This is a genomic window from Pseudomonas sp. 22085, from assembly GCF_052045815.1.
In the GTDB taxonomy this organism is placed as follows: Bacteria; Pseudomonadota; Gammaproteobacteria; order Pseudomonadales; family Pseudomonadaceae; genus Aquipseudomonas; species Aquipseudomonas glycinae.
In genome coordinates, this window is record NZ_JBQEQA010000001.1 from 412,952 (window position 1) to 432,386 (window position 19,435).

A 19,435-nucleotide genomic window follows, 5' to 3' on the forward strand; every position below is an offset into this window, starting at 1 on the left:
TGATGACGACTCTTTCTGGCAAGACCGCACTGGTTACCGGCTCCACCAGCGGCATCGGGCTGGGCATCGCCCTGACGCTGGCCAAGGCTGGCGCCAACCTGATCCTCAACGGTTTTGGCGACGCGTCGAAGGTGATCGCCGAAGTCGAACAGTTCGGCGGCAAGGTCGGCCATCACCCGGCGGATGTCAGCGACCCGGCGCAAATCGCCGACATGATCGCCTACGCCGAGCGCGAGTTCGGCGGCGTGGACATTCTGGTCAATAACGCCGGTATCCAGCACGTTGCGGCGGTGGAGGAATTTCCGGTGGAGCGCTGGGATTCGATCATCGCCATCAACCTGTCGTCGGTGTTTCACAGCACTCGCCTGAGTTTGCCGGGCATGCGCGCCAAGGGCTGGGGGCGAATCGTCAACATCGCCTCGGTGCATGGTCTGGTCGGTTCCACCGGCAAAGCCGCGTACGTGGCAGCCAAACATGGGGTGATCGGCCTGACCAAAGTGGTCGGCCTGGAAACCGCCGCCAGCAACGTCACCTGCAACGCCATCTGCCCGGGCTGGGTGCTGACGCCGCTGGTGCAGAAGCAGATCGATGATCGCGCAGCCAAGGGCGTCGACCCGCAGCAGGCGCAACACGATCTGCTGGCCGAAAAACAGCCGTCGCTGGAGTTCGTCACGCCTGCACACCTGGGTGAACTGGTGTTGTTCCTGTGCAGCGAGGCCGGCAGCCAGGTGCGTGGCGCAGCGTGGAATATCGATGGCGGGTGGCTAGCGCAGTAAGCGTGCAAATGATCGCTCCCACGCTGTCGTGGGAGCCTTCTGACCAACAATAAGAGGCAAACCATGTCCGACATTCTCTGGCAGCCCGATGCCAAACGCATTGCCCGGTCCCGCATGGACGGCTTTCGGCGCTTCATCAATCAGCGCCACCACCTGAAGCTCGACGACTACCCGGCCCTGCATCAATGGTCCATCGATCAGCGCGAAGCGTTCTGGCAGGCGATCGTGGATTTCTTCGGCATCAGTTTTCACACCCAACCGGACGCCGTTCTGCGTGGCGGCCTGAAAATGCCGGGCGCCGAGTGGTTTCCCGGCGCCACCCTGAACTTCGCCGAGCATCTGTTGAGCCGACGCGACGATGCCATCGCCGTGATCGCTATCGGGGAAAACGGCCAGCGTGAACTGCTGACCTGGGCCGAACTGGCCCAGCAGGTCGCCGGGTTCCAGGCCAGCCTGCAAGCGGCCGGCGTGGTGGTTGGCGACCGGGTTGCGGCCTGCATGCCCAACACCTGGCAAACCCTGGTGGCGATGCTCGCGACCACCAGTCTCGGCGCAATCTGGTCATGTTCGTCGCCGGACTTCGGCACCCACGGCGTGATCGACCGCTTCGGCCAGATCGAACCGAAAGTACTAATCACCTGTGCCGGTTACCGTTACGCCGGCAAAGAGATCGACCAGACCGTCAAGATCAATGAAATCCTCGAACAGCTGCCGTCCCTGCAACAGCTGATCATCGTCCCTTACGCGCGTTCCCACGCCCATGTCACCGATTACCGGACGCCCGCCAACGTCACGCTGTGGGACGACTTCTATGAACCGGGCGATGAGCCGCAATTCGTCCCGGTGCCGTTCGATCATCCGTTGTACGTGCTGTATTCCAGCGGCACCACCGGCGTGCCGAAGTGCATCGTTCACAGCACAGGCGGCGTGTTGCTGCAACACGCCAAGGAACACGGGCTGCATGTCGATCTGGGTCCCGGCGACCGGTTGTTCTACTACACCACGTGTGGCTGGATGATGTGGAACTGGCTGGTCTCGGCGCTGGCGGTCGGCAGCGCGGTGGTGCTGTATGACGGTTCACCGTTTTACCCGGACAACGAGCGGTTGCTGGAGCTGCTCGACGATGAGCAGGTCAGCGTGTTCGGCACCAGTCCGAAATTCCTCGCCACACTGGAAAGCAGCGGCATCAAACCGCGTGAAAGCTACGACCTGAGCCACCTGAAAACCCTGCTTTGCACCGGCTCCGCACTGTCACCGCAGAGTTATGACTTCGTCTATCGCGACTTCAAACCGGATGTGTGCCTGTCCTCGATGTCCGGCGGTACGGACATCGTGTCCTGTTTCGTCAACGGCAATCCGATGACGCCGGTTCGCCGGGGCGAGATCATGGGCAAGAGCCTGGCCATGGCAGTGGAAGTGTGGAATGACGCCGGGCAACCGGTGATCGGCGAAAAAGGTGAGTTGGTGTGCACTCGCCCCTTCCCGGCGATGCCCATCGGACTCTGGAACGATCCCGAGGGCGAAAAGCTGCGCAAATCCTATTTCAGCCAGTTCCCCGGGGTCTGGGCCCAGGGTGACTACGCAGAACAGCTGCCCCACGGCGGGATGCTGATTCACGGCCGCTCCGACGCCGTGCTCAACCCCGGCGGCGTGCGCATCGGCACGGCGGAAATCTACCGTCAGGTGGAGAAAGTCCCGCAAGTGCTGGACAGCGTCGCCATCGGCCAACAGTGGCAGGATGACGTGCGGGTGGTGCTGTTCGTGCGCCTCAAGGAAGGTGTAACGCTGGATGAGGCGCTGCAACAGCAGATCCGCCAGGTGATCCGCGCCAACACCACACCGCGCCATGTACCGGCGAAGATCGTCGCGGTCACCGACATTCCGCGCACCATCAGCGGCAAAGTGGTGGAGCTGGCCGTGCGCAATGTGGTGCATGGCGAACAGGTGAAAAACACCGATGCGCTGGCCAATCCGCAAGCGCTCGAGCAGTTTCGCGATCGACCGGAATTGAACAGCTGACAACAGCGTTCCTGTGCCAGGAGCGCTGTTCTGTAATGCAGACGGATCATTCAGGTCGGTTCAGGGTCAGCACCACCGGGTCGGCAATCGCACCGGTGCGACGGGTCGCGAGACAGGCTTCAAGCGTGTAGAGGTTGCGCTCGAATTCCGGTTTGTCGGTGTAGTACTGGCCAAGCAACGAGATGACCAAGGCCAGTGAGTCAGCGTTTTCAACGGCCTTGGCTGCCGAGTGGTATTGCGTCGTGGCGCCGTCCTCATCCATCGCAAGTCTGCCGCTGGCAAGATTGAGCAGCGACGCAACGTTCAGCATCTGGTCAGCCTCGCCACTCTTGGCGGTATCGCTGGCGTAGCTGACATCTTCAGTCTGCGCTGCACCGTGCAGCATCTCGTGAATCAGGTCATCCGCCACTACAGCGTGGTTGTAGGCGTGCCCGATGAAATGAGCGTTCAGATTGCGCGTATAGATTTCCATGAACATCACCTTGGGTCGCTCGTTGGCACTGGCGGCGATCCATTGCCGGTACAACTGCGGATTGAAGGAGGCGATATTGCCGTTGTCCTTGTACGGGTCAAGGATCAGATTGCTCAGTGAAAAACCGGCGAAGTCCGTGCGGATCAGCTTCAGGTATTTCAACAACCGGTCCTTGGCATCCGAGGTATTGCTGCCTAGAAAGGCCTTGATGATGAAATCCCGTTCCTTGGTGAAATCATGATCGCCAAGGGCCTTGATCGCCTGTTCGATCTTCGCCTTGGCCTTCGGCAAGCTGTTCTCGATGACGGCCCGGGTGTAACTGATCGGCAGTGTTTTATGGAATTGGCTCACCCTGAAAGGCGAATCGATCGCGAAATGGCTCAGCTTTGGCCCCCAGGCCTTGCCCGTGCGATCAAGTGCGTACCAATGGAAATCTTCGCGTGCAGCCAGAACGGTCAGGGTGTCGGCACTGACCGCTTTCGGGCGCCAGGTGCCTTGTCCGACGATCGCGTTGTGACGGGTACCGAGCAGTCGCCCGGATTTGTGAGTGCCTTTGATATGACTCATCTGTGATTTGGCCAGCGCAATGATTTCCTGAGTCTGCCGACTCAAACGCATCCCGCCCTTATAGACCAGCTTGCCCGTGCCGCGCACGACTGAAGGCAGGTCATCCAGCGGGTTGAAAATGGCAATCCCGGTAGCAATTGCCAGCTTGGCGAGGTGCCCCAGTCTGGTGGTCAGCGAGGAAGCCTTTGACACGATCGAAGCTGTTTTGCTGGCAACACCCGCAGCGGTGCCCACTAGCGCAATGGCATCCATGGCGCAACCGTAGAGGCCGTCGACCACCAGATTGTGTTCGCCGGAACTGAGGTCCTGAATGCAGCGTTTGAATGGCGCGGCGAGATCCACGATGTAGGCTGCCACCACTTCACCCTTTGCCCGCTCACGTTCGAGTTCCGTGGGCACAGTAGCGGCCGCCCGCAGTTGCTCAAAGGTCATCAACGGATGCCGCGACACGACAAGAGCCGAAATCTGCTCGATCCGCGGGTCAGAGAAATTCTGGTACTCGCTGTTTTTCGGTTTCGAAGGCGTGGTCGGTGCAGACAACACAATCAACTTGTCGATAATCGCTTCGCTGCGCGTGACTTTGAAATCATTCGCCACGCCTTCGATGTAGCACTTGATATTGATCGGCAACCGCTGTTTGGGAGTCGGTGCTACATGGGTCTTCAGATCGCCCTTGAAATCCACCCGGGCCGGGGCCTGGAGCTTGCCACTGCTGACGATCAGTCTGGCCAGTTCATCGTTACGGTGGATTTCACCTCGCAGGGTGAACACTTCATAGCAACTCGTTTTGCCGCCATGGGTGGCACACATGACAACACCGAACCGTCCCGTCGCGGCATCCTTTGCGGCCTGGCTCTCGACGGGCTCTTCTCGGGTCAACGGCCCGCCTATTGGAGTGGTACGAGTGATGACGGCAGAGTCGCGTACGGTCAGAAACGTCAATTCACCGCGCAGCACATCCTGCAGGTCGAAATAGGACATCCGCGACAGCGCCAGCTTGAGGGTTGTGGCCAGGGCTTCGTTCAACTGGTCCAGATGACTGCGCAGCTGACGGATGAATTCGACATTGTTATCTACCAACCGCAACAGTTGTGGATAGCGACGGTAAATGCTCTCGACCGATGGATCGTGAAGTGCAGGTCTGCTGCCGGTGATCTGGGATAGCAGATCGGGCGTCTTGCTGTCTGGAAAGACAGGGCGAAAGTTCCACTGCTGTGTTGTGAGATCGCCGGACATGTGCAGATCGATCATCGACATGGTGGTCGGGGACGCCCCAAGTCCAGGACGCTGATTGAGCCGCGGCTTTTCCAGAAAGTCGCAACCCGGGGTGGCAGGCTCCAGCGCTGCCCTGGCGATGGCCCTGCGGTCAGGCAGTGGCGTGGAATAGGCAATGCTGACCTGAGAGAAATTCGCCACATATTGCTGATAGGCGACGATGGCCCGCTGCGTTGTCGCCTGCTCGTCCTGCTTCAGCTCGGTTTCAGTGACGACTGCGTTGATCAACGCCCAGTCCACGATCGGATCGATCAATGCCAGCGTATGCACATCGGCCAGCGCCTGACTGACTGGCTCCAGCTGCGCATACGCCATGATCTGCGCATAAGTCATCACGCGCGCAGCGCCTTGAACGACGGCTTCGACCAAAGCGACACCCCGACAGAACGCCACCCACTCGAGCGATCCGATCGCGATGGAGGTCGGAACCTGCCTGACAATGAATTCAGGGGCAACCTGTGCCAGACACAAGTGAATCGCCAGCGGTGCCGAATCGTGCCTGACCCATTGATTGCTCACCATATGATCACGCAATCCCTCCAGGACAACCGATGCCGGCCTGCCGAGATAACGGGGCGAGTACATCTCGTAACTGCCGACAGACTTTCTGTTCTGCGGCTTGCCGATAAATGGATTGATATCCAGCAACAGCGCAGTTACCAACAGCTGGTCAAGTTGCGACTCGGACATCGTCTGCCCCGCCTGCGAGCCATACCAGCCCAACCGCTGCAGGCATGAGCGCGCCCAGTCCTGCGATATCGAATGGCCAATGACTTGTTTTAACAACACCGCTGCATTGTCATGCACTGCAACCCCGATCCGGGAACCCGACATCAAACTATCCAACAACCTGGATTGACTGGGTAATTGCCGAGACGTGACGTTTTTGATCGCCAGGCATTGTTCGGAAGACAACGTAATGAATGATTGATCGTCCACGACGAGTTGCCCGCTATAGTTCCCAAGTTCATCAACTTCCGGAAAATCGAACTCAAAGTAAGCAATCAGATTATTCAGCTGAGCGACCGTAGTGGGCACATCATAGCCATGAAACCCCAGCCATTGTTCCACGGTAATTTCGTTGTCTGTCCATACATACCCACCCGTTTCCCTGGCGATATCCGTTATCAGCGACAACACCGAGTGATCGAATCCCAACCCTTCGCGATTCTTGTGATCCTTGAAATCAATCCAGCCATCTGGAGCGAATACTTCCATTTTTCCCGACTGAGCAACGCAAATCGGCGGTCGGTCCTGCTGCGTCAGGCCCAGCAACAGACTTCGCATGGCAACTGTTTGGGTCAAGCGACTCAAGAGCGCCTTGCCAGGCGCATGAATCAAATCCAGAGAGGAGTTCTTTTGCAATTCGATCTGGTAGTCCCATCCCAGAATTTTCTGGTCTGTCGCACTGTTCGCCAGACTCGACTTAAGTTCCGCCACTACCAGATTGCGCTCTAACGCATCAGCATCAAGGCGCTGTTGTGCGTCTATACCGGCTGCATACTTGAAAAATTTCTCGTTCGTTTTATAGCTCATAGCTCCCTCATGAATAACAATGTATGCCTGCTTGGCGGAGGCGATCCTACTTCCACCCAACAAACTTTCCAGCCGTTATTCATGAGACAACATTTCAATCAGACAAACAGAGGCTGAAATCAACCCCTTCAATCAGCCAACCCCCACTCACCCGCACTTGAAGTGGGCGTCTCGCCCTGGCGCTCCAACTTCAACTTCAACTTTAAATTATTGATTGAGTCCGCATGTTTAAGTGCCTCCTGCACACTTAAAACACCTTCAACCACCAACTTGTAAAGTGCGTCATCGAAAGTCTGCATGCCCAGCTCTGTGGATTTTTCCATGATGACTTTCAACTCGCCCAGTTCATTGCGACGAATGAGGTCGGCAATGGTGGGTGACCCCAACATGACTTCCACTGCCGCCCGTCGCTGGCCATCAAGCGTGCGTACCAGACGTTGGGAAACGAAGGCCTTCAAATGATTGCCTAAACTGTGCAGCAATTGCGGGCGACGCTCTTCGGGAAAGAAATTGATGATCCGGTCCAGCGCCTGATTGGCGTTGTTGGCGTGCAAAGTCGACAGGACCAGATGCCCGGTTTCGGCGAAAGCCAGCGCATGCTCCATGGTCTCGCGGTCACGGATCTCGCCGATCAGCACCACGTCCGGGGCCTGGCGCAGGGTGTTCTTGAGCGCAGCGTGAAAGCTGCGGGTATCGACCCCGACTTCGCGCTGGTTGATGATCGACTTTTTGTGGCGATGGATGTATTCCACCGGGTCTTCAATGGTGATGATGTGCCCGCTGCTATGGCGATTGCGATGATCGATCAATGCCGCCAGCGAGGTCGACTTGCCCGAGTCCGTAGCACCGACAAACAGGATCAGCCCCTGTTTGAGCATCACCGTTTCCAGCAATACCGCTGGCAATTTGAGGTCTTCGAATCGCGGAATGTCGAGTTTGACGTTACGGATCACGATCGACACGTCGTTGCGTTGTTTGAAAATATTGACCCGGAAGCGCCCGATCCCGGTGCGGGAAATCGCTAGGTTCATTTCCAGATCCCGGTCGAACTCCCGTCGTTGTTCGGCGTCCATCAGGGAGACGGCGATAGTGGCCACCTCACCGGGTTTGAAGGGCTGCTCGCTCAAGGGCGTGAGCACCCCGTCGAACCGCGCACTGGGTGGTGCGCCCGTGGACAGGAACAGATCCGAACCGTGACGGCTCGCCAGTTGTTTGAGCAGTGCGTCGATTTCCATGGCCAAAAGCACCTGCGAAGCTTTCAATGAACACAAGACCGCGCCGTGACGCGACGTGCCTTACAGCGTCTACCGCACTAGGATAGTAGACGCCGCCTCACCGACCGACGCTCAGGATTGATGTGATGAACGCTGTACCGAACACCAACGACGCCCAGACATTGATAGCCCGAACCGACTGGAGCCGCAGCCCGCTGGGCGCCGCCGGCACCTGGCCTCAGAGCCTGCGCACCGCGGTGGACATCGTGATTCACTCGCCGATGCCGATGCTGCTGTTGTGGGGCCCGCAATTGACCCAGATCTACAACGACGGCTTCGCGCTGCTGGCCGGCAATAAGCATCCGCACGCTTTCGGACAACCAGCGCACCAGATATGGCCGGAACTCCGAGACTTTACCGACCCTATTTACAGCGCCGTCCTACAGGGCCAGGTGCGAACCTACAGCGAACGACGCTTCACCCTGCAACGGGACGGCCAGGAGTCCGACTTCTGGCTTGACCTGACCTACAGCCCGATCCGCGACGAAAGCGCGCAGGTGGCCGGAATTCTGGTCACCGCCATCGAAACCAACGAACGGCGACGCATTGCCCTGGAACTGCAACAACGCTCCGAAGACAGCCTCAAGGCCCAGCGCGAAAGCGAAGAGCGCCTGCAACTGGCGCTGGCAGCCACCGATGCGGTGGGCACCTGGGATTGGGACATCGGCGAAGACCGCTTCATTGCCGACGCGCATTTCGCCCAGTTGCACGGTGTCGATCCAGCGCTGGCCGGTCAGTTGCCGATCAGCGAGTATCTGCACGGCGTGCACCCCGAAGACCGCGCAATGATCGCCCGCAGTATCAAGCATTGCATTACCCACGGCACCGAATACGCCGAGGAATACCGCCTGCTGCAGGCCAACGGCGAGCTGCGCTGGGTGTTCGCCCGCGGGCGTTGCTACAAGGATCATCATGGTCGGCCGACGCGCTTTCTCGGCGCTGCGCTGGATCTGACCGAACGCAAGCACACCGAACAGGCATTGCGGCAAAGTCAGACCGAGCTGCAACTGATCATCAACGCCATGCCGATCCTGATCAGTTATGTCGACCACGAGGAACGCTTTCGTCTGAACAACGCCGCGTACCTCGACTGGTACGGGCTCACGCCGCAGGAGCTGTACGGTCGCACGATCCGCGAGGTGATCGGCGAAGAGGCCTATTTCCTGCGGGCGCCGTACATCGCCGAAGCACTGGCCGGTCGCCCCTGCTCGTTCAGCCTGTACACGCCGCACCGCGACGGCAGCCAGCGGCATGCCTTGATGAATTACCTGCCGCGCCACGGTGCGGACGGTGCAGTGAACGGTTTCTACATCTTCGTGATCGACGAAACCGAACGAAAAAAGACCGAAGAAGCCCTGCGCAACCTCAATGAAACCCTTGAGGAGCGTGTGAGTGCGCGCACCGAACAACTGGCTCAGGCCAACCAGCGTTTGCAGAACGAGATGTTCGAACGCGAGCGCGCCGAAGATGCTCTGCGCCACGCGCAGAAAATGGAAGCGGTCGGCCAGCTTACCGGCGGCATCGCCCACGACTTCAACAACATGCTGACCGGCATCATCGGCAGCCTCGACCTGATGCAACGCTACATCGCCAGTGGCCGCGCCGATGAAATCGGCCGTTTCACCGATGCGGCGGTGTCCTCGGCCAACCGCGCGGCCGCGTTGACCCACCGCCTGCTGGCGTTCTCCCGGCGTCAGTCGCTGGATCGCAAGACCCTCGACGTCAACGAGCTGATCCATTCGCTGGAAGATCTGATCCGCCGCACCAAGGGTGATCCGATCGAGCTCAAGTTGCGCCTGGCCGACAATGTATGGCCGGTCAGCACCGATGTCAGTCAACTGGAAAACGCCCTGCTCAACCTGGTGATCAACGCCCGCGACGCCATGCCTGACGGCGGTGAGCTGCTGATCGAAACCGCCAACGTCTACCTCGACGGCAACGACATCACCACCCTCGAACCGGTCAAGGCCGGTGATTACCTGATGCTGGCGGTGAGCGACAACGGCACCGGCATGACGCCTTCAGTACGTTCCAAAGCGTTCGATCCGTTCTTTACGACCAAACCCATCGGGCAAGGCACCGGTCTCGGCTTGTCGATGATTTATGGCTTTGCCCAGCAATCGGGTGGGCACGTCAGCCTCGACAGCCTGCCGGGCCAGGGCACCTGCGTGCGCCTGTACTTGCCGCGTTTGTATGCACTGGAAGCGGAGCTGCCGGCAATCGAAGCGGTTGCCGAGGCTCCGGCTGTCGCCACTGGCGAAACCGTGGTGGTGGTCGAGGACGATCCGGCAGTGCGCATGCTGGTCATGGACCTGCTCAAGGAGCTGGGTTATCGCGCCCATGAGGCCGAAGATGCCAAGGGTGCCCTGCCGTTGCTCGAATCCGACCTGCGGGTTGACCTGCTGGTGACCGACGTCGGCCTGCCGGGCATGAACGGTCGGCAAATGGCGGAGATCGCCCGTCAACATCGTCCGGGCCTCAAGGTGTTGTTCATGACCGGTTACGCGCAGAAAGCCGCAGAGCGTCAGGGCTTCCTCGAAGACGGCATGGACATGGTCGCCAAACCGTTCTCCATCGAGCAACTGGCCGGTAAGATCCGCACGATGCTCAGCCAAAACCCGTGACTTGAGGCATAATCCGCGCCCCGCCGTCACCCCGCTACAGGTATTGCACGATGAAAGCCCAAGCCCGCCACATTCTGGTGAAAACCGCCGAAGAGGCTGAAAAACTCAAACAACGCATCGCCAACGGTGAAGCGTTCGATGTGCTGGCGAAGAAATTTTCGACCTGCCCGTCCGGCAAGCGCGGCGGCGATCTGGGTGAAGTGCGGCCGGGGCAAATGGTCGGTGCGATCGATGCGGTGATCTTCAAGAAACCGCTGCGCACCGTGCACGGGCCGATCAAGAGCAAGTTCGGCTATCACCTGGTGCAGGTGTTTTACCGCGATTGATCCAGTGCCCTGAAGGCGTGGCTTTCGCCAACGCCTTCAGGGACCGGAATCAATCCTTGGGGATCAGCGCCCCCGGTACTTGAATGACCTGACTGGCCAAGCGATGTCCCGCCTCCGCCGCCTGCGCTGGGCTTGCCCCCGACAAGCGACTCGCCAGATACGCCGCACTGAACGAATCCCCCGCCGCCGTGGTGTCCACCACCTTCTCGACCTTCTGCGCCGGCACCTCAAACGCTTCCCCGTCGCAACGGATCAGGCAGGCTTCGGCCCCGCGCTTGAGCACCACTTCCGGCGTGCCGATCTGCGCGTACGCTGCAAACACCGCATCACAGTCTTCGAAATGAAACAGCGCCTGCTCGTCGTCCACTGTCAGCAACGCCAGATCGACATGGGGCAACACGCTGCGATACGCCGCCCGCGCCTCCTCCACTGAAGCCCACAGGCGTGGCCGATAGTTGTTGTCGAAGACGATTCGCGCATCGCGCTGGCGGGCTTCGATCAATGTCCCGATCAGTTTTTCCCGACCTTGCGCGCCGAGCACCGCCAGCGTGATACCGCTGAAATACAGCACGTCGTAATCCGCCAGCGCCGCCAGAATCGGTGCGGCGGCTGGCGTAGTGAAGCAGTCGCGCACGGCGGCTTCGTTGCGCCAGTAAAGGAAGCGGCGCTCCCCGGCAGCATCGGTCTGGATGCAATACAGGCCCGGCAAACGACCGGGCAAGCGCTGGACCAGATCCAGACCAATGCCTTCGTCGGCCCATATGCGGCACATCGCGTCACTGAAACTGTCGTCGCCCAGCGCCGTGACGTAATCGACCTGCGCCTTGTCGCCCATGGCGCGGGACAGATAGACCGCCGTGTTCAGTGTGTCGCCGCCAAAGCTCTGTTGCAGGCTGCCGTCGGCACGTTGCTGGAGTTCGATCATGCATTCGCCGATCAGGGCGATGCGCGGGGTGTTTGGGCCCAAAGGACTGAGCGCGCTCATCAGAAACAGGTTTCCATGGTTTCGATCACCGACAGTTGCTCATCCACCAGTAGCCCCACGCGCCACTTGTCGAAGGTCAGGCATGGGTGCGAAGTGCCGAAGGAAATGATGTCGCCCACGCGCAACTCCACGCCCGGCGCCACGGTCATGAACGCGTGCTGGTCCATCACCGCCGTCACCTTGCAGGCGCCGACATCGTCGCCCACCGCCGGCAGCACGCCTGCCTTGTAACGCAGCAACGGCACCGGCATCCCGGCATCGAACGCCACGTCACGCTTGCCCAGGGCAATCACGGCAAAGCCAGGTTCCGGCATCGACTGCACGTGGGCCCAGACTTCCAGCGCCGGACGCAGCCCTTCGTGCAGGTCACTGCGACGATCGAGCACGCAGCACTGCGCCTCCTTATAGATGCCATGGTCGTGAGCCACGTAACTGCCGGGACGCAATACGCTGAGGAAACGCCCGCCAGCATTCTGCGCTTCGAACGACTCGGCGATCAGGTCGTACCACGCCGAACCCGACGCAGTGATGATCGGCTTGGCAATGGCGAATGCGCCGCTGTCCTGCAACTGCACGGCCAGGCGTACCAGCGAAGCCGCGAATTCACGGATGCCGCTGACGGCGTGATCGCCATGGATCACGCCTTCGTAACCTTCGATACCGGTCAAGGCCAGCGCCGGTTGCGTACCGATAGCCTTGGCCAGTTCAATGACTTCCTGCTCGCTGCGGCAACCGCAACGGCCGCCGACCACGCCGTATTCGATCATCACGTTCAGACGCACACCGCGCGATGCGAAATAAGCGCCCAGATCGGCGACGTTGTCCGGGTGATCGACCATGCAATAGAAATCGAAGCCGGAATCGGCCGCCAGCAGATCGGCAATCAGCGCCATGTTCGCCGTACCGACCAGTTGGTTGGCCATCAACACCCGGCGCACGCCGTGGGCGTAAGCAGCTCGGGTCTGGGTGGCGCTGGCCAGGGTGATGCCCCACGCGCCGGCTTCGAGCTGACGACGAAACAGCGCCGGGGTCATGCTGGTCTTGCCGTGGGGCGCGAGTTCGGCGCCGCTGTCGCTGACGAACTTCTGCATCCAGCGGATGTTGTGCTCCAGCGCTTCGCGGTGCAGCACCAGCGCGGGCAGGCTGATGTCACGCACCAGTTGCGCGCCGACGGCGGCATCGCCCTTTTCCACGGCAGCAGTGTTGTTGGCAGTCGTCATGGTCGAACTCCTCACAGTCGCGCCCGCAGGCAGGCGCGGTTATTCGTTGATTCGCCGGGCGAGGCTGTTGGCGCTCTCGATCAAGACCCGGCGATAGTCGTTGTAATTGTTCTTGGCATCGGCACGCGGGGCGACGATGCACAGGGTGCAGATGGCAACGCCTTGAGGGTCTTTGACCGGGGCGGCGAAGCAGTGGGTAAAGGTGTCGGCGACACTGTCGAAGGAGAAGAAACCGTCGATGCCGGCCTGACGGATTTCCGCCAGAAAGGTTTCCATCGGCAGGCGTTCGCCATCCGGCAGGATGAAGTCGTCGGGGTCGATCAAGTCGCTGATCTGCTGGTCACTCAAGTGCGCCAGCAGCAGGCGTCCCGAGGCGGTCCACGGGATTGGCGCGTTTTCGCCGATATCGGAAGAAATGCGGAAATGCCGCTCGCCCTCCTTCATCAGCGCCACCGTGTATTTGCGCCCGTTGAGCAGGCACATCTGCGCGGTTTCCCGGGTCTGGCTGACGATCTCCTGCAAGGCGTGATCGGCCTCGCGACTGAGGTCGAAATGACGCAAATGCGCCTGGCCGAGGAAGTACAGCTGACGACCGAGATAGACGTGACCGTCCTTGCCCACCGGCTCCAGAATTCGCCGTTCGAGCAACGACGCCACCAGTTCGTAGACCGTGGATTTCGGGCTGCCGATGCCGTTGGCGATGTCGTTCGGACGCAGTGGCTGGCCGATTTCCTTGAGGAAATCGAGGATATCGAACGCCCGGTCCAGACCGCGTGCCCGGCGCTTGATGGTGTCTTCGGTCATTTCTGTGGTTCCCTTGAAAGATGCCGGGATGGTAACTGGCCCTTGGCGTTGTGTCAGTTGGATCGCAGCCCTCACCCCCCGCCCTCTCCCAGGGGGAGAGGGAGCCTGATCGCATCGATGCAAATGCCAGCGTCTGACACAACAATCTGCATCGATGGAAATCAGTCCCCTCTCCTGGGGGAGAGGGCCAGGGTGAGGGGGCTATGGGCTCAGCAACGCCACACCTCTCAAGCTTTCTTCTTGTACGCAATGCAGTCGATCTCGACCTTGCAGTCGACCATCATGCTCGCCTGCACACAGGCCCGGGCCGGTGCGTGTTCAGGCTTGAAGTATTCGCCGAAGACCTTGTTGAAACTGCTGAAATCCCGCGGATCGTCCAGCCACACGCCGGCGCGTACCACGTCTTCCAGGCCATAACCGGCCTCTTCGAGAATCGCGATCAGGTTCTTCATGGTCTGGTGCGTCTGCTCGACGATGCCGCCCACAATGATCTCGCCATCCACCGCCGGCACCTGCCCGGAAACGTGCAGCCAGCCATCGGCTTCAACGGCGCGGGCGAATGGACGCGGCTGGCCGCCAGCGGCGGTGCTGCCGGTGCCGTAACGAGTAATGCTCATGGGTGTTTCTCCTGATTGAAAAAGTGAAAAGTCAGAACCGCGTGCTTTTGAGAAATTCCGCCAGCCGCGGCGATTGCGGACGCTCGAACAGTTCCTTGGGAGGCCCCTGCTCTTCGATGCGCCCCTGATTCATGAAAACGATCTTGTCCGAGACCTCGAAGGCAAAACGCATTTCGTGGGTCACCAGCAACATGGTCATGCCGTCCTCGGCCAGGCCTTTGATCACGTTCAGCACTTCGCCGACCAGTTCCGGATCGAGGGCCGAAGTGACTTCGTCGAACAGCATCAGGCTAGGGTTCATCGCAATCGCCCGGGCAATCGCCACGCGCTGTTGCTGACCGCCGGACAACTGACCGGGAAAGTGATTGCGCCGATCCAGCAGGCCGACCCGCTCCAGCCATTTCTCGGCCAGGGCCACGGCTTCGTCCTTGTGCATCTTTTTGACTTTAAGCAGGCCGAGCGTGACGTTTTGCAACGCGGTGAGATGCGGGAACAGGTTGAATTGCTGGAACGCCATACCAGTCATCGCACGATGACGAGCGATGACTTTTTCCGGATGGCGCACGCGCTTGCCGTTGAGTTCGTCATAGCCGATGGATTCGCCGTCGAGCAGGATCTGTCCGCCCTGGAATTCCTCGAGCATGTTCACGCAGCGCAACAGCGTGGTCTTGCCCGAGCCGCTGGAACCGATCAGCGTCACCACATTGCCGCGCTGCATGCTCAGATCGACGCCCTTGAGCACTTCGACCGCGCCGTATTGTTTGTGCAGGCCACGGATGTCCAGCAGCGGCTGACCGTTCTGGAGGTTGGAAATTTGAGCTTGAGTCATGGCAGGGCCACCCGCTTTTCAATGTGCCGGCCGAGTAATTCGATGCCGTAGTTGATGACGAAGAACAGAAAACCGGCGAACAGGTAAAACTCCAGGGTCATGAACGTCCGGGCGATGATTTGCTGGGTGCTGAGCAACAGCTCGGCCACGCCGATCACCGACAGCAAGGTCGAGGCCTTGACGATTTCCGTGGACGAGTTGACCCAGGTCGGCAGGATCTGCCGCAGCGCCTGAGGCAACAGCACGTAGCCGAGGGACTGATAGAACGTCAGGCCAATGGCCTTGCCGGCTTCCATCTGCCCGCGTGGCAACGCCTGCAACGCGCCGCGCACGATTTCGGCCACGTGGGAGCCGCAAAACAGCGTCAGACCCAATGCGCCGGCCTGAAATGCGCTGATCTGCCAACCAAGCGCCGGCGCCATGTAGAAGCACGCCAACACCAGCACGAACACCGGCGTACCGCGAATCAGGTCGACATAAAAGCGGAACGGCGCGCGCATCCAGAACTTGCCGTAGGTCAGCACCAGACCGGCGAAAACGCCGATGACCGTGCCGAACAGAATGGCCAGCGCCGACACCTGCACGCTGGTCAAAAAGCCTTGCCACAAGACTTCGCGGGCAATCCACAACTCATGCAACCAACTGGGGGATTGGTACATCGCAGCCTCCTATCGGCGAATCGCCAGACGCTGCTCGAGGTAACGCAGCAGCATGGCAATGAGGTAACAGGCCGCGACATACAACGCCGTGGTCACCAGCCAGGTTTCGATCACCCGGTAGCTCTCGACGTTGATCTTGCGCGCATAGTAGGTCAGCTCCGGCACCGCGATTGCGGCGGCCAGCGAGGTGTCCTTGAACAGCGAAATGAAGTTGTTCGACAGCGCCGGCAGCACGTTGCGCAACATCACCGGCACGGTGACGTAGGCTTTCACCTGCCACTCGCCCAGCCCAATGGCCAGCCCCGCTTCGCGCTGGCCCTTGGGAATGCTCAACAAACCACCGCGGAACACTTCGGTCAGGTACGCCCCGGCATACAGCGACAGGGTGATGATGAACGACGGGATCTTGTCCAGCCGGATCCCCAGGCTCGGCAACGCAAAGTAGATCAACAGAATCAACACCAGAATCGGCGTGTTACGGATCACCGTCACATACACCGATGCCAGCACCCGCAAGGCGCGATGCCTGGACAGCAAGGCAAACGCCATCAGCAGGCCGATCACGCAACCGATGGCGATCGACACCAGCGCCAGTTCGAGGCCCAGACCGAGCCCCGCCAGCAAGGTGTCGAAATCGCGCCACACGGCAGCAAAGTTCAACTGATAGTTCATGGTCGGCAGTACCTTGAGCGGGGCGCATCAGGGCGCCCCACTCTCACGGGATCATTTGAATTCGACAGGAAAACCGATGGCAGGCGATGGCAGATCCACGCCGAACCATTGCTTGAACGACGCGGCATAAGTCGGGAACTCGACGCCGGTCATGGCTTCATGCAGGGCGGTGTTGACGAAGTTCAGCCAGTCCTGATCGCCGCGTTTGACGGCGCAGGCGTAGGTCTGCGGGCTCCAGGCATAAGTCGGGCTACGGTAGCGACCAGGGTTCTGCACCATCAGGTATTTGACCGAAGACTGGTCAGTGGCGGCAGCATCGGCGCGGCCGGAGTTCACCGCCTGGTACATCAGATCGACGCTGTCGTACTGATCGACCTTGGCCTTGGGCAGCGCCTGATGCACCAGTTCTTCGGCGTACACGTTCTGCAGCACGGCTACGGTCACGCCGTCACCACCGGCCTGCAGGTCTTCGATTTCCTTGTACTTGCTGTTGTTCGGCAGCAGCAGGCCGACGCCTTCGCGGTAGTACGGCAGAGTGAACGCCACTTGCTGCGCACGGCTGGCGGTGACAGTGATGAACTGGCAGCTCATGTCGACCTTGTCGGTCAGCAGGTTGGGAATCCGCGCATCGGACGACTGCACCACGAACTCGACCTTGCTCGGATCATTGAACAGACCTTTGGCCACCATCCGGGCGATGTCGATATCAAAGCCCTGCAACTTGCCGTCCGCGCCCTGGAAGTGCCACGGCGCATTGGTGCTGCCGGTGCCCACAATCAGTTTTCCACGGGCCAGGACGCTGTCGAGCTTGCTGTCGGCCGCCTGGGCCATACCCATGACAGCGGACGAAGCCGCGAGAACAAAAACACACGCATTGAACAAGGAAGGTCGGCGATGCATGGCAAGCACTCCAGAGGATTGTTTATTCCGCTATACCGGAACACGGTTTGTTACTACGGAATAGACAGCAGAAAGTGTGCCACAGGATTCATGGGGAATCTGCACCGGTTTGAAAATTCACAGGAATCAAAGAGATACGTAAGAAGGAAAAATAGAGAAACAGTGAGAGAGCGGAGCGTGCGCTACCGTTGGCTACAACAATGCGGGTAACAGGTTCCCAGTCGGTGCACGGGTGATCGATTCAGGGGCAGTGCCCATTTGTTATCGTAAGAGATGCTGGAGCAGATGCAGGCAATAGGATCAACGTTCGGTAGCAATTTTGTATACGTCTCCCCGCTCCCTCTTACCAATGGCAATGACTGTCACGAGCAGCACTTCGTGCTTTGACGCGATAGACCAGTCGATACCCGACATTCCGCAACTTGATCTTGTAAGCCCCTCCGAGTCCTCTGAGCCGGTCGGCTGGAACATGCGGATTCTCAAGTCGCTCCTGAAGTTTCTTCTTCAACTGCTCCTTGAGATTCGCATCAAGCTTTTTCCATTCTTTCCAGGCCTTCTCCGAAAACTCCAGCTCATAGGTCATCTATCGAGACCTTTATGGTCGGATCATTTTCCCGTTCCTTGCACAGAGCAATCAGCTCCAGATCCTCAAGGCGATTCATCAGCGCTTCATAGGCTTTTGCCGGGACGCAATAAAAGGCCGGCTCATTGCGGTTGAGAATTGCGACTGAATCACCGCCGCCTGCTGCGACAGTTCCCATGGGATTTTTTTTCAGTTCGGAAATGCTTGCTACGACTTGGGAAAGGACAATATGAGTCATGAAGGTTTGCCTCGGAGTGCTTTTCAGAGTGCTGAAAATAGCACTCCAGGACGCATCTGACTTCAATCCTTTTGCTACGGAAACTGCTTTCAAACCCGCATCGCTGCCCATCAGAAGCTCCTTTGATAAATGCCTGAAAAACGATACCAGCTGCCTGGCCTCCACGGATCTGAGTCTTCTGAGGGAATGCTCTTGCATCAAAGTGGGACGAAATCATCCTTTGCAGGAACTACCTGTAATTTCTGACAGTAGACCGCCGTTTTGCCCTGCTTTAACTTCAAAGGCCTTCCAGACTCATTGACCAGGAGGCTCCAATGATGACGCCGACTCGATATTCAGCGTTGCCCCCGACGTATCGGAAGGTTTTGAAAGCCAGGCGCCTTGTCGTCCTGTATTTTTTCAACAGACGCTGCGGGGCCTGCGAATTTTCCGGCCCGGTCTTTCTTGAGATCGCCAAGCCCTTTCGGCCCTGGATGGATATTTTCATGCTCGATACCGCACAGTCGTGTCGACATCCGGATGTCACGGGCACACCGACAGTGTTGTTCTACAAGGAAGGCGTTCTGGTCAAAAAACTGAAAGGCATCGGTTCGGAAGAATCCCTCCTGCAAGACTTCACCCAATTCCTCGGCAAAACCCGTCACCCCGCTGTACCGCGCAAATCGGCCCATGACCTGAACTGGCTGCGCCACACCCTCAGCACCCTCTGCACCATCCCCCGCGCAAAACGGTGGAATTTTTCCTGAAATTGCCACCTAAGAGCCATCAAGCAATGGCACCGTCGTTCCAATTGATCTGTAACAACTAGCCTCGAGACCGGATTGGACAAGCTCCAATCCGGCTGCTTTTCTTTATTTCTCAGAAAGAGAAGAGCGCTGCCGGCCCTCGGGTCGCAGCCTTGCTACGTCCCAGGAGGGGTCAATGTCCTTTAAAGTCATGATGGTTTTCGGCACTCGCCCGGAGGCCATCAAAATGGCTCCGCTGGCCCGGATTCTGCGTCAGTGGCCCGACATCACACTCAACATCTGTTCCAACCGCCTCCACGCCTGGCTGAGCGCA

16 protein-coding genes and 2 pseudogenes are annotated in these 19,435 nt (G+C 59.3%); 6 read left to right on the forward strand and 12 right to left on the reverse strand.

The genetic code is table 11. The annotated features are described in order from the left end of the window. Positions 1–2 precede the first annotated feature (2 nt). Both hbdH and ACTJK7_RS01790 read left to right on the forward strand, forming a co-directional pair. On the forward strand, positions 3–776 hold the full coding sequence (gene hbdH / locus ACTJK7_RS01785) for a 3-hydroxybutyrate dehydrogenase (RefSeq protein ID WP_007952053.1): 774 nt from the start codon (positions 3–5) through the stop codon (positions 774–776). Between the two features lie 63 nt (positions 777–839). Beyond that, positions 840–2,795: an acetoacetate--CoA ligase gene (locus ACTJK7_RS01790; RefSeq protein ID WP_323150756.1), complete on the forward strand. Its 1,956-nt coding sequence runs from the start codon at positions 840–842 to the stop codon at positions 2,793–2,795. 46 nt (positions 2,796–2,841) lie between these two features. Here ACTJK7_RS01790 and ACTJK7_RS01795 read toward each other — a convergent pair whose 3' ends face one another. Beyond that, on the reverse strand, positions 2,842–6,645 hold the full coding sequence (locus ACTJK7_RS01795; RefSeq protein WP_159085217.1) for a hypothetical protein: 3,804 nt from the start codon (positions 6,643–6,645) through the stop codon (positions 2,842–2,844). A 128-nt stretch (positions 6,646–6,773) separates the two neighbouring features. Next, positions 6,774–7,880, reverse strand: coding sequence for a PilT/PilU family type 4a pilus ATPase (locus ACTJK7_RS01800; protein WP_085654172.1), 1,107 nt, complete (start codon positions 7,878–7,880; stop codon positions 6,774–6,776). A 125-nt stretch (positions 7,881–8,005) separates the two neighbouring features. On the opposite strand from ACTJK7_RS01800, the gene ACTJK7_RS01805 reads away from it, so the two are divergent. Both ACTJK7_RS01805 and ACTJK7_RS01810 read left to right on the forward strand, forming a co-directional pair. Then, entirely contained in the window at positions 8,006–10,543 is a 2,538-nt protein-coding gene (locus tag ACTJK7_RS01805; RefSeq protein WP_323150757.1) for a PAS domain-containing hybrid sensor histidine kinase/response regulator, read from the forward strand. A 50-nt stretch (positions 10,544–10,593) separates the two neighbouring features. After that, the gene (locus ACTJK7_RS01810; protein ID WP_007952044.1) at positions 10,594–10,869 is read left to right on the forward strand and encodes a peptidylprolyl isomerase; all 276 of its coding nucleotides are present in this window, start codon (positions 10,594–10,596) and stop codon (positions 10,867–10,869) included. A gap of 49 nt (positions 10,870–10,918) precedes the next feature. Here the strand turns inward: ACTJK7_RS01810 and ACTJK7_RS01815 are convergent, their stop codons facing one another. From ACTJK7_RS01815 to ACTJK7_RS01860, 10 genes and pseudogenes are all read right to left on the reverse strand, one after another. Further along, entirely contained in the window at positions 10,919–11,854 is a 936-nt protein-coding gene (locus ACTJK7_RS01815) for a sugar kinase (protein WP_108562201.1), read from the reverse strand. Beyond that, positions 11,854–13,074, reverse strand: a complete 1,221-nt coding sequence (locus tag ACTJK7_RS01820; protein WP_108562203.1) for an amino acid deaminase — start codon at positions 13,072–13,074, stop codon at positions 11,854–11,856. The genes ACTJK7_RS01815 and ACTJK7_RS01820 overlap by 1 nt, the downstream gene beginning before the upstream one ends. Before the next feature lie 39 nt (positions 13,075–13,113). After that, on the reverse strand, positions 13,114–13,878 hold the full coding sequence (locus ACTJK7_RS01825; protein WP_011334479.1) for an IclR family transcriptional regulator: 765 nt from the start codon (positions 13,876–13,878) through the stop codon (positions 13,114–13,116). 227 nt (positions 13,879–14,105) lie between these two features. Next, on the reverse strand, positions 14,106–14,495 hold the full coding sequence (locus ACTJK7_RS01830) for a RidA family protein (protein WP_007912330.1): 390 nt from the start codon (positions 14,493–14,495) through the stop codon (positions 14,106–14,108). A 31-nt stretch (positions 14,496–14,526) separates the two neighbouring features. Further along, positions 14,527–15,324 (reverse strand): amino acid ABC transporter ATP-binding protein, encoded by a 798-nt coding sequence (locus ACTJK7_RS01835; protein ID WP_323150758.1) that lies wholly within the window; start codon positions 15,322–15,324, stop codon positions 14,527–14,529. Beyond that, positions 15,321–15,983, reverse strand: a complete 663-nt coding sequence (locus tag ACTJK7_RS01840; RefSeq protein WP_085745506.1) for an amino acid ABC transporter permease — start codon at positions 15,981–15,983, stop codon at positions 15,321–15,323. The genes ACTJK7_RS01835 and ACTJK7_RS01840 overlap by 4 nt, the downstream gene beginning before the upstream one ends. Positions 15,984–15,992: 9 nt before the next feature. Continuing rightward, positions 15,993–16,655 (reverse strand): amino acid ABC transporter permease, encoded by a 663-nt coding sequence (locus ACTJK7_RS01845; protein WP_007960243.1) that lies wholly within the window; start codon positions 16,653–16,655, stop codon positions 15,993–15,995. Between the two features lie 51 nt (positions 16,656–16,706). After that, positions 16,707–17,555, reverse strand: coding sequence for a transporter substrate-binding domain-containing protein (locus ACTJK7_RS01850; RefSeq protein ID WP_064381340.1), 849 nt, complete (start codon positions 17,553–17,555; stop codon positions 16,707–16,709). A 300-nt stretch (positions 17,556–17,855) separates the two neighbouring features. Further along, positions 17,856–18,138, reverse strand: a pseudogene (locus ACTJK7_RS01855) (type II toxin-antitoxin system RelE family toxin). Beyond that, the gene (locus ACTJK7_RS01860) at positions 18,128–18,376 is read right to left on the reverse strand and encodes a type II toxin-antitoxin system Phd/YefM family antitoxin (protein ID WP_007960251.1); all 249 of its coding nucleotides are present in this window, start codon (positions 18,374–18,376) and stop codon (positions 18,128–18,130) included. The pseudogene ACTJK7_RS01855 and the gene ACTJK7_RS01860 overlap by 11 nt, the downstream one beginning before the upstream one ends. A gap of 314 nt (positions 18,377–18,690) precedes the next feature. Between ACTJK7_RS01860 and ACTJK7_RS01865 the strand changes: the two genes are divergently transcribed. After that, complete coding sequence (locus tag ACTJK7_RS01865) at positions 18,691–19,122, forward strand: thioredoxin family protein (RefSeq protein ID WP_108562207.1); 432 nt, start codon at positions 18,691–18,693, stop codon at positions 19,120–19,122. A 175-nt stretch (positions 19,123–19,297) separates the two neighbouring features. After that, a pseudogene (locus ACTJK7_RS01870) lies at positions 19,298–19,420 on the forward strand (non-hydrolyzing UDP-N-acetylglucosamine 2-epimerase); the annotation flags it as partial. Between the last annotated feature and the right edge of the window lie 15 nt (positions 19,421–19,435).

Bases quoted from the DNA above. Each gene is read 5' to 3' on its own strand.
- ACTJK7_RS01800 (WP_085654172.1), bottom strand. From the start codon at position 7,880: ATGGAAATCGACGCACTGCTCAAACAACTGGCGAGCCGTCACGGTTCG.
- ACTJK7_RS01835 (WP_323150758.1), bottom strand. From the start codon at position 15,324: ATGACTCAAGCTCAAATTTCCAACCTCCAGAACGGTCAGCCGCTGCTG.
- ACTJK7_RS01790 (WP_323150756.1), top strand. From the start codon at position 840: ATGTCCGACATTCTCTGGCAGCCCGATGCCAAACGCATTGCCCGGTCC.
- ACTJK7_RS01840 (WP_085745506.1), bottom strand. From the start codon at position 15,983: ATGTACCAATCCCCCAGTTGGTTGCATGAGTTGTGGATTGCCCGCGAA.
- ACTJK7_RS01810 (WP_007952044.1), top strand. From the start codon at position 10,594: ATGAAAGCCCAAGCCCGCCACATTCTGGTGAAAACCGCCGAAGAGGCT.
- hbdH (WP_007952053.1), top strand. From the start codon at position 3: ATGACGACTCTTTCTGGCAAGACCGCACTGGTTACCGGCTCCACCAGC.
- ACTJK7_RS01865 (WP_108562207.1), top strand. From the start codon at position 18,691: ATGATGACGCCGACTCGATATTCAGCGTTGCCCCCGACGTATCGGAAG.
- ACTJK7_RS01850 (WP_064381340.1), bottom strand. From the start codon at position 17,555: ATGCATCGCCGACCTTCCTTGTTCAATGCGTGTGTTTTTGTTCTCGCG.
- ACTJK7_RS01805 (WP_323150757.1), top strand. From the start codon at position 8,006: ATGAACGCTGTACCGAACACCAACGACGCCCAGACATTGATAGCCCGA.
- ACTJK7_RS01795 (WP_159085217.1), bottom strand. From the start codon at position 6,645: ATGAGCTATAAAACGAACGAGAAATTTTTCAAGTATGCAGCCGGTATA.
- ACTJK7_RS01845 (WP_007960243.1), bottom strand. From the start codon at position 16,655: ATGAACTATCAGTTGAACTTTGCTGCCGTGTGGCGCGATTTCGACACC.
- ACTJK7_RS01820 (WP_108562203.1), bottom strand. From the start codon at position 13,074: ATGACGACTGCCAACAACACTGCTGCCGTGGAAAAGGGCGATGCCGCC.
- ACTJK7_RS01860 (WP_007960251.1), bottom strand. From the start codon at position 18,376: ATGACTCATATTGTCCTTTCCCAAGTCGTAGCAAGCATTTCCGAACTG.
- ACTJK7_RS01825 (WP_011334479.1), bottom strand. From the start codon at position 13,878: ATGACCGAAGACACCATCAAGCGCCGGGCACGCGGTCTGGACCGGGCG.
- ACTJK7_RS01815 (WP_108562201.1), bottom strand. From the start codon at position 11,854: ATGAGCGCGCTCAGTCCTTTGGGCCCAAACACCCCGCGCATCGCCCTG.
- ACTJK7_RS01830 (WP_007912330.1), bottom strand. From the start codon at position 14,495: ATGAGCATTACTCGTTACGGCACCGGCAGCACCGCCGCTGGCGGCCAG.